9 protein-coding genes are annotated in these 14,919 nt (G+C 45.7%); 1 reads left to right on the top strand and 8 read right to left on the bottom strand.

Translation table 11 applies throughout. The features are described 5' to 3' along the window. Positions 1 to 143 precede the first annotated feature (143 nt). From WA381_RS01490 to WA381_RS01470, 5 genes are all read right to left on the bottom strand, one after another. Complete coding sequence (locus tag WA381_RS01490) at positions 144 to 968, bottom strand: HDOD domain-containing protein (RefSeq protein ID WP_039232196.1); 825 nt, start codon at positions 966 to 968, stop codon at positions 144 to 146. Between the two features lie 40 nt (positions 969 to 1,008). Continuing rightward, on the bottom strand, positions 1,009 to 1,299 hold the full coding sequence (locus tag WA381_RS01485) for a DUF1289 domain-containing protein (protein ID WP_231506553.1): 291 nt from the start codon (positions 1,297 to 1,299) through the stop codon (positions 1,009 to 1,011). A gap of 271 nt (positions 1,300 to 1,570) precedes the next feature. Next, positions 1,571 to 2,281, bottom strand: coding sequence for an SIMPL domain-containing protein (locus WA381_RS01480; protein WP_014977212.1), 711 nt, complete (start codon positions 2,279 to 2,281; stop codon positions 1,571 to 1,573). Between the two features lie 163 nt (positions 2,282 to 2,444). Then, a complete protein-coding gene (locus tag WA381_RS01475) occupies positions 2,445 to 5,567 on the bottom strand; it encodes an efflux RND transporter permease subunit (protein ID WP_014977213.1) in 3,123 nt (1,040 codons plus the stop codon). Next, a complete protein-coding gene (locus WA381_RS01470; RefSeq protein ID WP_014950392.1) occupies positions 5,567 to 6,844 on the bottom strand; it encodes an efflux RND transporter periplasmic adaptor subunit in 1,278 nt (425 codons plus the stop codon). The genes WA381_RS01475 and WA381_RS01470 overlap by 1 nt, the downstream gene beginning before the upstream one ends. A gap of 404 nt (positions 6,845 to 7,248) precedes the next feature. Between WA381_RS01470 and WA381_RS01465 the strand changes: the two genes are divergently transcribed. Beyond that, positions 7,249 to 8,331 carry a LysR family transcriptional regulator gene (locus WA381_RS01465; RefSeq protein WP_156086793.1) on the top strand — a complete coding sequence of 361 codons (1,083 nt, stop codon included), beginning with the start codon at positions 7,249 to 7,251 and terminating at the stop codon, positions 8,329 to 8,331. Positions 8,332 to 8,487: 156 nt separating this feature from the next. Here the strand turns inward: WA381_RS01465 and lpdA are convergent, their stop codons facing one another. From lpdA to aceE, 3 genes are all read right to left on the bottom strand, one after another. Further along, positions 8,488 to 9,909, bottom strand: coding sequence for a dihydrolipoyl dehydrogenase (gene lpdA / locus WA381_RS01460; RefSeq protein ID WP_156086794.1), 1,422 nt, complete (start codon positions 9,907 to 9,909; stop codon positions 8,488 to 8,490). Between the two features lie 132 nt (positions 9,910 to 10,041). Continuing rightward, complete coding sequence (gene aceF / locus WA381_RS01455) at positions 10,042 to 12,090, bottom strand: pyruvate dehydrogenase complex dihydrolipoyllysine-residue acetyltransferase (protein WP_156086795.1); 2,049 nt, start codon at positions 12,088 to 12,090, stop codon at positions 10,042 to 10,044. Positions 12,091 to 12,111: 21 nt separating this feature from the next. Next, positions 12,112 to 14,787, bottom strand: a complete 2,676-nt coding sequence (gene aceE, locus WA381_RS01450; protein WP_039228012.1) for a pyruvate dehydrogenase (acetyl-transferring), homodimeric type — start codon at positions 14,785 to 14,787, stop codon at positions 12,112 to 12,114. Between the last annotated feature and the right edge of the window lie 132 nt (positions 14,788 to 14,919).

The raw sequence follows: 14,919 nt of genomic DNA, 5'->3' as shown, positions 1-14,919 counted from the left end.
TCTTGATAGTGATTTGAACAACCCTATCTTGGCTCATTTGAAGCCTTTATGGGAGGAGAGGGTCCATACCATTAATCCTCTGGATGAGCTTTACTACATTTTGCTAATTATCAGTAAAGTAACGGAGTTGTTGCACCGAAAGCTCAGTGAATAAGCGACACAATTTTTGCCGTTTCTTGTTCGGCGTATTCAATTGAATTGCTTATCACTTCCATGTTGAGACTTACTGTATTGGCTATCTCAGGGGTAAAAAGTTCAATGTCAGCGTAACTTTCTTTATTTAACTGACTTACCGTAATTCGATTTGCTAAACACAGGACGCAGATATCTACATCGGATTTATGTTTAGCTTCATCATTCATGAACGTTACCGGATAGTACAACCCAATAGGTAAGTGCCAATTTTCTAGTATGATACCGCTGCATTGAGCAAACGTAAAACCGAAATGCTCCAACTGGTTAACGTGTGGCAACACGTTCGTCTCAGCATTCAGGTATGACTGATAACGTTTAGTTTCTTTCTTGGCCACGACCAGCTCACTTAAGTTTTGCAATATACCCATTACAAAGAAGCGTTCTGCTCCGCGCACGTTAAGTCTCATCGCAAGACTTTTGGCTACCATGCCGCAATACACTGATGCATACCAATGTTTGTCTAAATTTATTAACTTAGTATCAAAGCGTTTAAATGCTGTGCTGGCAGTTTCTGCAATTACCAAGTTATACAGGGCTTCGCCTCCAATCACACTGATTGCTTTGGCAACAGATTCTACTTGAGAAGGAAACCGAAACAGCGAGCTATTCGCCAGCCTTAGTACCTTCGCTGTGAGAGAAGGATCAGCACTTATAAGCTCGCCAATATCCTCGGCGCTGGAACGGGGATCGTCTAATGTTGAACGCAGGCGCACGCAAATATCCGGTAACGTAAATGATTTCGCGGCATACGAAACATACTTATCTAACGACATCTAGAAACTCTCAGTCTACTTTTTACAAACTCAAGGCCGCTTACTCTGAACTTGGCGGATCATCAAACAGCGTGCACTGCCCAATTGATTCCCCCAGCTCTTTTTGCTGTTGCTTGCGAGCGCGCGTCAGCACCGCTTTTTTGCGCCGAGCACAGGCGCTGATTATTTTACGTTTAGTTGCATCATCAACCTTAAGCCAGTACAGGCGCTCGTCGCGACTTCGATAGCACCCTTTACAGAACCCCCTTGGACCTGACTCACACACACCAATGCATGGGCTTGGAATTTCAAAAAACTCCAGCTGTTGGGATTGTGATTTTTGTTCCGTCATGTCAGTGGCATAACCTTCAAAAGGTGAAACGAATACCACTTGGGCTTCATTTTCAAGCAAGCAACAGTGGCCACGCTTTAGCTTTATCAATATAAATTAAAACGCATACTCCAACATCTAGCCACTAGACATTAGCAGTAAGGCATTCCAATCTTCTAAGCCACGCTGCTTTAAAACTAAGCAATTCGACTCGCAGGCCTTTTCGATATGACAAAGCATAGCACGAAATACGGCCTGTTGACTGCTATACCATGTTCGAAAGCCTGATGCGCTAGTCGATAAGTGTGTATTCGATTGTAGAAACCACGCGCACTTTCTTTATATGTGGATGATGACTGTCGCGACTAGAAATACTGAACTGCCCTTGGTTAGCGCGCTTAATTTTGCCCAAAGTACTTTTTGAATCTTTGGCAAATTTTTCCGCAACCTCTCTCGCATTGAGCGTAGCTTCTTCAATCATTTCCGGCTTTACTTCGTTTAAGCGGGTAAATACATAGTCGGGCTGAGCGCGGTAGCTTTGGTCTGATAATACAATACCAGTTTTAATTAACTCCCCAATTTGCTGCATAAGCGCTCGCACCTTTTCAACATCATTGGAAAAGACAGTAACGGTTTGAATGGCACTGTAGCGAAATGGCGCTTTTTCACTACTTCCGTATTGTTGCGCCAATTTGTCATTTATTTCAGGCTTTCCAATAGTAATGCTTTCTGCTGAAATGCCCTTCTCTTCTAAAAAGCTAGCCACCTGAAGGCTATTCTTTTCAATATGTTCATACAGTTGAGGTAAGTCATTGCCCGCGTCGACAAATTGAATAGGCCAAATAACCTGATCAGCAATGTATTCTCGCTCTGACAATCCTTTTACGGTTACTACTCTATCCCACGTTTGCATATCGTTCATGGCAGAAGACACCTGAACACCAAGCAAAGACACAGCAACCACCATGCCCATCGCCATTACTATCGCCGCACCTATTTTCATTCGAATCTCCATTCTTTCTGTTTTCAACAGGATACAAGCGAATATAAGCTTTTCGGTTTCACAAAACGACATAAAAGCTGACCAATGGTGGCAAAAAAAAGGCCACTCAAATGAGTGGCCTAAAGAGCCCCTTAAGAGGGCAACGCTTGGGTAGACGGGAGAGTTAACCTTTACGCTGTATCAGGTAATAAAATACCGGAGTTAAGATAAGTCCAAATACAGTAACACCAATCATGCCTGAGAATACTGCCACCCCCATGGCCTGACGCATTTCAGAGCCGGCACCGGTTGATACCGCCATTGGCAGTACACCCATGATGAAAGCAATGGATGTCATTAGTATTGGACGAAGACGTAAGCGACTTGCTTCTTTAATAGCTGAAAGCGCGTCCATCCCCTTGTCTTGTAGCTCTTTTGCAAACTCGACAATAAGAATGGCGTTCTTCGTTGCAAGGCCAACCAGTACAATCAAACCTATTTGGGTAAAAATATTGTTGTCGCCGCCATAAACTTGCACACCAATAAGCGCGCTCAGCAAGGTCATGGGAACAATCAATATGATTGCCAGTGGCAAACGCAGGCTTTCGTATTGCGCAGCCAGTACTAAGAACACTAAAAGCACAACTAATGGGAATACAAACGCCGATGCATTGCCCGCTAATATTTGCTGATAGGTGATCTCAGTCCACTCGTAAGTCATGCCAAGTGGTAACGTTTCAGCCAGAATTTCTTCAATAGCTGCCTTCGCTTGGTCAGAAGAATAGCCTGGCGCTGCTGCACCGTTTATTTCAGCGGTGACGTATCCGTTATAGTGCATAACACGGTCAGGGCCTGCACTGTGCTCAATGTTCAAGAATGAGCCAAGCGGGATCATCTCACCTTGTGCATTACGCACTTTAAACTGCGTAATGTTCTCAATGTCCTGACGGTATTGGGCATCAGCTTGTACATTTACTTGGTAAGTTCTACCGAACAAGTTGAAGTCGTTCACGTATAACGAACCTAAGTAGCCCTGCATGGTGGTAAACAAGGTATCGATGTTTACACCTTGGCTCACCGCTTTTTCACGGTCTACATCTACATCGAGCTGAGGTACAGCAACAGTGAAGCTGGTAAATGCATCGGTAAGCGCTGGGTGTGCCCACGCTTTGCCAATCACTTCTTGCGTTACGCGCTCAAGTTCTTCAAAGCCTAGGTTTCCTCTGTCTTCAACCTGTAAACGGAAACCACCAATCGTGCCTAACCCCATTACTGGTGGCGGCGGGAATATTGCCACAAAGGCACCTTTAATAGACCCAAAGTTCTGGTTAAGCTGGGCAGCAATGGCGCCACCAGATAGATCAGGCGTCGTTCTTTTATCAAAGTCAGTCAGCGTTGCAAACAACACGCCTGAGCTTGGACTATTGGTAAACCCGTTAATATTCAAGCCAGGGAATGCAATTGCATCTTCAACACCAGGGTGTTCCATAGCAATACGAGACATTTCACGGATCACTTCTTCAGTTCTGTCTAAGCTTGCTGCATTAGGCAGTTGAGCAAAGGCGACCAAATACTGCTTATCTTGCGGCGGAACATAGCCTGTTGGTGTATTGGCAAACTGGAAGTAAGTGAGCCCTAACAGACCCGCGTAAAGCACCATGATGATACTGCTCTTGCGGATAAGCCCACCCACAGCACCAGTGTAGCGCTTTGAGTTACGGTCAAAGAAACGGTTAAACGGTGAAAATACAAAGCGGCCAAACACTTTATCCATTAAACGGGTTAACCAGTCATTCGCTTTACCGTGAGGTTTTAACAGCAATGCAGATAATGCAGGGCTAAGCGTTAACGAGTTAATTGCAGAAATTACCGTAGAGATAGTAATTGTTAGCGCAAACTGCTTATAGAACTGCCCAGTAAGACCGCTCATGAAAGCAGTAGGTACGAATACCGCAGCAAGTACCAGTGTTGTGGCAATGATAGGACCGGTTACTTCTTTCATTGCTTGTACGGTGGCTTCAAACGGCGCTTTGCCTTCAGAGATATTACGCTCTACGTTTTCAACAACAACGATGGCGTCGTCCACAACAATACCGATTGCCAACACTAGACCAAACAGCGACAGTGCATTCAGCGAGAAGCCCATTAGCTGCATAAAGGCGAACGTTCCCACAAGTGAAATAGGCACTGCTACGAGTGGGATAATAGACGCACGCCATGTTTGTAAGAACAGCACAACAACAAGTACAACTAACAATACAGCTTCAAGAAGTGTACTAATTACCGCTTCAATTGAACCGCGAACAAATACGGTAGGGTCGTAGGCAATTTCGTATTCAAGGCCTTCAGGGAACGCCTTAGACAGTTCCGCCATACGAGCGCGAACGTCATCTGAAATTTGGATTGCATTAGAGCCTGGTGCTTGGAAAACCGGCACCGCTGCCGCAGGGTTATTGTTAATAAGTGAACGCAGTGCATAAAACTCTGAACCTAGTTCGATACGCGCAACGTCTTTAAGACGGGTTATTTCACCATTCTCACCCGACTTAACAATAATATTTTCAAATTCGGCTTCATCTTTTAAACGGCCGCGCACATTGATAAGCAGCTGAAATTCGCTGGTACCCGTAGGCTGTGCACCTAGGCTACCTGCCGCCGCTTGCTGGTTTTGGTCGGCAATAGCTGCTGCCACATCGCCAGGGTTTAACTGGAGCGCAGCCAGTTTGTTAGGGTCTAACCATACTCGCATGCTGAATTCACCAGCACCGAACAGGCGCACTTGCCCAACGCCATTGATTCGCGCTAGCTCGTCTTTAACAAACTGATCAGCATAGTTTGAAAGATAAAGCATGTCATAACGATTATCAGGCGACGTCAGGTGCACTACCATGGTTAGATCTGGTGACGATTTTTCAGTTACCACACCTAAGCGCTGCACTTCTTGAGGTAAACGCGGTGTCGCGCGATTTACACGGTTTTGTACCAACGTCGTGGCTTCATCTGGATCCGTACCAATGGCAAACGTAATTGTTAGCGTCATACGGCCATCACTGGTTGCCTGTGATGACATATACAGCATGTTTTCAACACCGTTAATTTCTTGTTCTAGCGGCGTTGCAACTGTTTCGGCGATAACTTCTGGGTTTGCACCGGGATAATTCGCAGTTACCACCACGGTAGGCGGCACTACTTCTGGGTATTCTGTGATAGGTAGTTGCCAGACAGCAATTGCACCACCTATAAAAATAAGTAGGGAAAGCACGCCCGCAAAAATCGGACGGCTAATGAAAAACTGCGAAATGTTCATTACTTAAGACCTGCTGTTGCTGTACCTGTGGCAAATGAACCACCAGATAAAACATCCTCATATTGCGCCATGTTTTGGGTTACTTGTGTTGCATTATCAACACGTGACTGCCAGCTAGATAAGTTTGCCAGAGCATCTTCATCACCCATAGGCACTTCGTTAGCGGCAACTTGGGCACCAGGGCGAACGCGCTGTAAGCCATCAACCACAATGGTGTCATTTACGTTCAAGCCGCTTGTGATGATGCGCATGCTTCCCACTTTGTCGCCTAGCTTAACCGCACGGTATTCCACTTTACTTTCGTCGTTTACAACCAGTACAAACTTATTATTAAGATCTGTGCCGATAGCTTTTTCTTTAATAAGAATGCCCTGTTCATCGGTGTCACCTGCCAATTTTAAGTGTGCAAATAATCCCGGAATTAAACGACCTTCTTCGTTATTAAATACGGCACGAACGCGAAGTGTGCCGGTGCTACCGTTAACCTGGTTGTCGATGAAATCAATTTGACCCCAGTGGTTATAATCAGACTCGTTAGCAAGGCGCATCGCTACCGGCTGCTCGCTCACTGCTGTTGAAGCCGCTGATTTATCGGTTAGATAGTTTAGGTACGTCTGCTCATCAATATCGAAATACGCATATAAACGGTCGGTCGATACGATGCGAGTCAACTCTGTTTGTCCTGCTGTAACAAAGTTACCTTCAGTGATGTTTGCGCGAGAAATACGTCCAGAAATAGGTGCTTCAACACGAGCAAAGCCACGGTTTAGGCGCGCTACTTCAAGTGCGGCTTGCGTTTGGTTTAAGCTAGCAAGCGCTTGGTTTTTCTCAGCTAAACGGGCATCAAGAACTTCTTCAGAAACCGCCTGGGTTTTACGAAGTTTAAAAGCACGGCTATAGTTTTGCTCAGCCAACTGAACGCGACTTTTGGCTTCTTCAAGCTGTGCAGTCAATCGATCAACTTCTGCTTTAAACGTGCGGTTATCAATTAAGAATAGGGTTTGTCCTTGTTCGACATATTCGCCTTCGTCAAATGCAACAAAGTCAATATAACCCGACACGCGAGGGCGAAGCGCAACAATTTGCGGAGACTCTAAACGACCTGTAAAATTATCCCACTCGGTTAAACGCTGAGACACTACCGTTGCCACATCAACAGGAACACCAGCATTAGCGCCAGCGCTCATTGATTGACTTGGATCCTGCTCGTCACCACCGCATGCAGCGACAAGCGCAGTTAGGCTTACTATTGCCAATAAACGGGTAAAAGTTTTCATTGCAAGATTCTCTTAAAAATTAAACTAAAGTTTGATGCTGTGCATTATGCATCGCCACCAACAATAAAAATAATTATCTTTTTATATGCAACACATCACATGATATTATATATTGAAGATCGGGCTGACAGAGACAACTGCTTTTAAAGATTTAGAAGAATGGTTTCGCAGAGAAAATGAGAATAACCGTATAAAAAGCGAGAGCTTAGGGAAATCAACGGTTACAGCGATATAGTGTACCAGTGTCGCTCGTCGCATTCATTTGGAAAATAAATGCTTTTAGCTATAACCAATAACTAAACTATGTCAGTTAAATTACATAGCCAAAAAAGAAGTAAACGGCAGCTTTTTTCATCGTTCGGTAGATGAAAGTAGATTGTCCGCAATAGACACCGGAGACAACCATGCGTCCACATGATTTAAATTTATTGATGATTTTTGATGCCATCATGACCGAAGGTGCAATTACCCGCGCAGCTGACAGGCTGTCGATGACGCAACCTGCGGTATCTAACGCACTCTCTCGTATGCGCACAGCCTGGAAAGATGAACTGTTCGTTAAAGACGGCCGTGGTATTCAACCTACCTCATTTGCTAAAAACTTATGGAGTCAGATTCAGGGCCCTTTAGGCGAACTCGAAGTCGCCGTTAACCCAACTGACTTTAACCCTGCAACAGCTAAGCGTACCTTTCGTATAGCTGCAACTGACAGCATCGTTTCTATGGTGTGGGGGCCGCTACGCAAAGTGATTGAGAATGAAGCGCCAGGTATTAACATCCATGCCATTCCTAATTACGACATGGAAACCGACAAAATACTCAAGGACGCTGAAGCAGAGCTCACTTTCTCTAAATATCAGAAGCCTGGCTCTGTTATTCATGCCGAACATGTTCTCGACCCAAGCTGGGTTGTGGTAATGCGCCCCGATCATCCATTAGCAAAATCTCAATTGACTTTAGAAGACTTTGTCGCGGCTGATCATCTTCTGGTTTCTGTTACAGGCGATGTGACTGGCCCTACAGATCAGGTGCTGGCGAATTTAGGCCTTAAGCGCCGCGTGGCAATGTCAGTAAACCAGTTTTATAACGCTACACCGTTATTAAAAGAGAGCAACCTTATTTGTGTAGCACCATCTTTGGTAATGGAAAAAGAAATTTTCTCAGGGGAATTGGCGGTATTTGAAACGCCAATAGAAATTGTCAGCTCTCCGCTGTCTGTAATGTGGCACAAACGTCAGGATCAAGACGCGGGTTTACAGTGGCTTAGAGGTCTCGTGGTTAGATTTATTCGCGAGCGTGTACAGCGTCATGAAATGCTGCTCTCTCAATGCTGTAGAAAAGCCTATTGCGCCGAAACGGTTAAACGCTTTATGGACCAGCGCAATATGGACTGTGAAGAATTCACGCCAGCGCATTTGAAAACGCCCAGCAATGATGAAATGGACGAAGAACGCGACACTGTAGCGGTTGGAAAAGAAACGGCTTAATACCAGTCTGCTTAGATAACTACCCACTCGGCGAGACTTAGCATGTTCGTCATCGCGTTGTGTTATCGCAGGTAAAGTGGTTCTAAAACATTCAAAGCCCTAATAAAAAAACCGCTCAATGAGCGGTTTTTTCGTAGTTCGAACAAAGAAGCTAATTTACTTCTTTTTCTTCGCTTTCGGGTTTGGCAGGTCAGTAATACTTCCTTCGAAGATTTCAGACGCAAGACCAATTGATTCGTTAAGCGTTGGGTGAGCATGGATAGTCAATGCTACGTCTTCAGCGTCAGCACCCATCTCAATAGCTAGGCCGATTTCGCCAAGCATTTCGCCCGCGTTGGTACCTACCATAGCACCACCGATTACGCGGCCCGTTTCTTTTTCGAAAATCATCTTGGTCATACCGTTAGTTGCATCAGATGCAATTGCACGGCCTGAAGCAGCCCATGGGAACGTTGCTGTTTCATAGCTTACGCCCTGCTCTTTCGCTTCTTTTTCAGTTAGACCAACCCAAGCAACTTCTGGCTCAGTGTACGCTACTGAAGGAATAGCGCGTGGGTCGAAGTAATGCTTCTGTCCAGCAATAACTTCTGCTGCAACGTGACCTTCGTGAACCGCTTTGTGCGCAAGCATTGGCTGACCTACAAGGTCGCCGATTGCGAAGATGTGGTCAACGTTAGTACGCATTTGCTTATCAACGTTGATGAAGCCACGCTCGTCAACGTTTACGCCAGCTGCATCTGCGCCAACTAGCTTACCGTTTGGCTTACGACCAACAGCAACAAGTACTTTGTCGTAGCGTACTGGCTCTGCAGGCGCTTTCTTGCCTTCAAATGTTACGTACAAGCCATCGTCTTTTGCTTCAACCGCAGTCACTTTGGTTTCAAGCATGATGTTAAACTTGTCTTTGTAGTCTTTCATGAACACTTTCATGATGTCTTTGTCAGCTGCTGGAATTAGCTGATCTAAGAATTCAACTACATCAATGTTCGAGCCAAGTGCTTCGTACACAGTACCCATTTCTAGACCGATGATACCACCGCCTAGTACTAGCATTTTCTCTGGAATGTCTTTCATTTCCAGTGCGCCAGTTGAGTCAATTACACGATCATCTTCTGGGATGAACGGTAGGCTTACTGGCTCAGAACCCGCAGCGATAATCGCTTTCTCGAAAGTAATAGTAGTAACGTCGTCACCATTTTTTACTTCTAGGGTGTTTGCACCTGTAAATTTACCGAAGCCTTGTACATGCTTGGTTTTACGCATTTTAGACATACCGCTAAGGCCATTTGTTAGTTGCTTAACAACGCCGTCTTTGTATTCGCGGATTTTATCTAAATCGATGGTAGGCTCGCCAAACGATACACCGTGGCTAGCAAGGTGCTTCGCTTCTTTCATCACTTTAGCAACGTGAAGAAGGGCTTTTGAAGGGATACAGCCAACGTTAAGACAAACACCACCAAGCGTGTCGCGAGAGTCTACGATAACTGTTTCAATACCTAAGTCAGCCGCACGGAATGCTGCTGAATAACCGCCAGGGCCGCCGCCCAGTACCACCAATTGCGTTTTAATTTCGCTCATTGTGAACCTCAATCCTGTTCTTGTAGGGTCATGCTATTACTTTTGTGTAATAGCATAACCTAAATGCCACCAAATGGGCTTATAAAATCGTCGAAAATGTTACTGATATTGTAAACTTTTTCGACCTTTTATTTAAAGTATGATTCTGCGTAAGTCAGTTAGGTTTGCAGCAACCTCAGTAGAGAATCTTGCACCTACCGCACCATCGATGACTCGGTGGTCGTATGACAGGCTTAGCGGCACCATTAAGCGCGGCTCAAACTCTTTACCATTCCACTTAGGCTTCATCTCAGACTTAGACACACCTAATATGGCGACTTCTGGTGCATTTACAATAGGCGTAAACGCCGTGCCACCAATACCACCTAGACTAGAGATGGTGAACGTTCCACCCTGCATGTCAGCCGCTTTAAGCTTGCCTTCACGGGCTTTCTTAGATGTTTCAATAAGCTCTTGAGACAGCTGCTCAATACCTTTCTTATTCACGTCACGAATAACAGGTACAACAAGGCCTCCCGGTGTTTCAACCGCAATACCAATGTTGATAAACTTCTTAATGATTAAGCTCTCGCCGTCGTCAGACAGTGATGAGTTGAATACTTCGTATTTCTCAAGCGCTTTCGCTACCGCTTTCATAACGAATACTAGTGGTGTGATCTTAAGACCAGACTTAATTTTCGCGTGGTAAGCGTTCTGCTCTTTACGGAATTCTTCAACTTCAGTGATATCTGCTTCGTCGAACTGCGTAACGTGCGGGATAGTCGCCCAGTTACGGTGTAAGAACGGTCCAGAGATCTTTTGAATTCGAGAAAGCTTTTGTTCTTCAATCTCGCCAAACTTGCTGTGATCAACAGGCTTAACCGGAACGATTTGAAGTACGTTGTCGCCCACAGGAGCACTGCCTGAAGCTGCTGCTGTGCGAGGTTTCGCAAGCTCAGCTTTCACATAGGCTTGAACGTCTTCTTTCAAGATACGGTTTTTAGGACCAGAGCCGTTAACTTGAGTAAGGTCTACACCAAACTCACGAGCAATACGGCGAACCGAAGGAGAAGCATGTGCTTTACCTGTATTTTTGGCTTCTGGCGCTGGAGGCACAGGAGAGCGACCTTGCGAGGCTTCCTGCTGTGACGCTTGTTGAGTATCTTCTTGCTGTGAGTCTTGTTTAGTCTCTTCTTGCTTAGGCGCTTCAGCAGGCTTTTCAGCTGCACTTGAAGACGAACCACCGCTGGTCTCAAGCTTAACAACCAAGGTGCCTTGCTTAACTTTGTCACCCGCTTTGATAAAGACTTCTTTAATCGTACCTGCATGTGTTGAAGGCACATCCATGGTCGCTTTATCAGTTTCTAGCGTGATAAGGCCGTCTTCTTTTTCAACGGTATCGCCAGCTGATACAAGTACATCGATAACGTCTACTTCACCGTCTTCACCAATGTCTGGTACAGCAACTTCGATAGTCTCGCTACCTGCAGACGCCGCTGGCGCTGATTCTTGCTTTGCACTTTCTGGCGCAGCCGGTGCAGATGCTTCAGAAGACGCATCGCTAGACGCCGATTCACTTGAAGACGAGCCTGAGCCCGCTACTTCCAGCTTGATCACTACCGTACCTTCTTTCACTTTATCGCCAGTACTGATGAATACTTCTTTCACCGTACCTGCGTGTGTTGAAGGAACGTCCATGGTTGCTTTATCGGTTTCAAGGGTAATTAGCCCATCTTCTTTTTCAATGGTGTCGCCCACTGAAACCAATACGTCGATTACGTCTACTTCGTCGTCAGAACCGATATCCGGAACTGCAACTTCAATCACTTCGCTGCTGCCAGACGCAGCTGGCGCTGCTTCTGACTTGCTTTCGTCTTTTGGTGCTTCTTGCTTAGGTGCATCTTCTTTAGAAGATTCATCTGAAGCGTTTTCTTCAGACGCGCCTTCATCGGCACTGTCACCATTGGCAACTTTCATTTCACCAATCACATCGCCTTCTTTGATTTTATCGCCTACTGATACAGTCAGGCTAACAATCTCACCTTCAAACGGTGCTGGGATGTCCATTGACGCCTTGTCACTTTCAACAGTAACAACGCCTTCATCAGCCTCAATGTTGTCGCCTACGGCAACACATAGCTCGATAACTTCAACTTCGTCACCGCCTACGTCGGGTACGATAATCTTTTGAATATCTGACATATGTAAAATACCTTATCTGGCTTACGCGTAAAGTGGGTTAAGTTTTTCAGCGTTAATTTCAAAACGCTTAATGGCTTCTGCTACCACTTTCTTCTCAACGTCACCGCGCTGAGCCAATTCGTAAAGTGATGCCACCACAATGTATGACGCATTAACTTCAAAGTGAGTACGCAAGTTTTCACGGCTATCGCTTCGACCGAAACCGTCTGTACCTAGGCAGCGGTATTCAGTTTCGATGAACGCACGTACTTGGTCTGAGTAGTTCTTCACATAGTCAGTGGCAGAAATCGCAGGACCTGCGTCTTTCGTAATTACCTGACCAATGTAAGGTACTTTTTGCTCAGCTTCTGGGTTTAGCATGTTCCAGCGTGCTACGTCTTGGCCTTCACGCGCTAGCTCGTTGAACGAGGTCACTGAGTAAACGTCAGATGATACGTTGTAGTCGTCACAAAGAATTTGTGCCGCTTTACGCACTTCGTTCAAGATAGTACCTGAGCCCATCAACTGAACATTCAGCTTAGACTTGTCATTTTCAACACGCTCAAGCTTGTAGATACCTTTAATGATCTGTTCAGCAACATCATCACCTTCTGGCATTGCAGGATGCTGATAGTTCTCGTTCATCAATGTTAGGTAATAGAAGATATTCTCGTTATTACCGTACATGCGACGTAGACCGTCTTGAACGATAACTGCTACTTCGTAACCATACGTTGGGTCGTAAGTAATACAGTTAGGAATTAGGTTCGCTTGAACATGTGAGTGGCCGTCTTGGTGCTGTAGACCTTCACCGTTAAGTGTGGTTCTACCCGCAGTTGCGCCTAAAAGGAAACCACGTGCTTGGCTATCGCCTGCTGCCCACGCCAAGTCACCAACACGTTGGAAACCAAACATCGAGTAGTAGATGTAGAACGGAATAGTGGTAGCGTTACACGTTGAGTAAGACGTACCCGACGCAACCCACGATGCCATTGCACCTAGCTCGTTAATACCTTCTTGTAATACCTGACCTTTCTTATCTTCGCGATAGTAAGCTACTTGGTCGGCATCTTGAGGTACGTATTTCTGGCCTTCATTGGCGTAAATACCTACCTGACGGAACAAGCCTTCCATACCGAATGTACGGGCTTCATCAGGAATAATTGGCACAATACGCTTACCAATTTTCTTATCTTTCAATAGCGCGTTAAGTACACGTACGAACGTCATGGTTGACGATACTTGACGGTCACCTGAACCTTTTAAGATGGCGTCGAATGCACTTAGCTCAGGAATTTCAAGCTGCTCTTCAGCCTGTTCACGGCGAGAAGGCAAGTAACCGCCTAGTGCTTCACGACGCTCACGAAGGTACTTCATTTCTTCGCTGTCTTCGTCGAACTTGAAGTATGGCAGGTCAGCAATTTTCTCGTCTGCTACAGGAATATTGAAACGATCGCGGAACGCTTTGATTGAATCAACGTCCATTTTCTTAACGTTGTGCGCTACGTTTTGTGCTTCGCCTGATGCACCTAGACCAAAACCTTTAACCGTTTTAGCAAGGATTACCGTTGGACGTCCTTTCGTATCAATGGCTTTTTGGTAAGCCGCGAATACTTTAACTGGATCGTGACCACCACGGTTCAAGCGCCAGATGTCGTCGTCAGACATGTTCGCTACAAGTGCCGCTGTTTCAGGATACTTGTTGAAGAAGTTTTCACGGGTGTACTTGCCGCCTTTGGCTTTACAGTTTTGGTATTCACCGTCTACCGTTTCGCCCATAAGCTGGATAAGCTTGCCAGATTTATCACGAGCTAATAGCTCATCCCAGTAGCTACCCCAAATAACTTTCACTACTTCCCAGCCAGCGCCGCGGAACGTACCTTCAAGTTCTTGGATAATTTTGCCGTTACCACGTACAGGTCCGTCTAGACGCTGAAGGTTACAGTTGATAACAAACGTTAGGTTGTCTAGGCCTTCACGAGAAGCAAGACCAATTGCACCCAAGCTTTCTGGCTCATCACACTCACCGTCACCCATGTAGCAGTAAACGCGCTGACCTGAACAGTCTTTGATACCACGGTTAGTTAGGTACTTAAGGAAGCGCGCTGTGTAGATAGCTTGAAGTGGACCAAGACCCATAGATACGGTTGGGAACTGCCAGTAGTCTTTCATCAAGTGAGGGTGTGGGTAAGACGACAGACCATCGCCAGCACACTCTTGACGGAAGTTGTTTAACTGTTCTTCAGTTAAGTTGCCTTCCATATATGAGCGCGCATAAATACCTGGAGAAATATGGCCCTGAGCGAAAATAAAGTCGCCGCCTTGGTTCTCGTTAGGCGCTTTGAAGAAGTGGTTAAAGCCAACATCGTAAAGCATAGCCGATGATGCAAAGCTACCAATGTGGCCACCAAGCTCTAGGTCTTTCTTAGATGCACGCAATACAATCATCAATGCGTTCCAACGAATCGCCGCACGGATGCGCGCTTCGATGGTCAAGTCGCCAGGCATTTTTGGCTCTTGCGCTGCTGGGATAGTATTGATGTAGGCAGTAGTTGCGTCATACGGTAGATGCGCTCCGCTGCGACGAGCTTTATCAATAAGTTTTTCGAGTAAATAGTGGGCGCGTTCTACGCCTTCCTCTTCTAAAACCGACTCAAGCGCATCAATCCACTCTTTAGTTTCTTGAGGATCTACATCTTGGTGCATCATATCAGACATGGTGCCATCCTATTTTTTGCTTATATAGAAAATCCTCCCTTAGCATTGCCTCTACTCTTAAAGGCGCTAAAAGAAGGAAAACTAAATTACGTTGTACTCACAGTGACCCAATCTGGCTCACCTGCTTTTGCA

It is taken from the genome of Alteromonas sp. CH_MED4-4 (genome assembly GCF_037029575.1).
Classification (GTDB): Bacteria; Pseudomonadota; Gammaproteobacteria; order Enterobacterales; family Alteromonadaceae; genus Alteromonas; species Alteromonas macleodii.
Note: the sequence above shows the minus strand (reverse complement) of the source record. Positions and strands in the feature narration are given on the sequence as shown.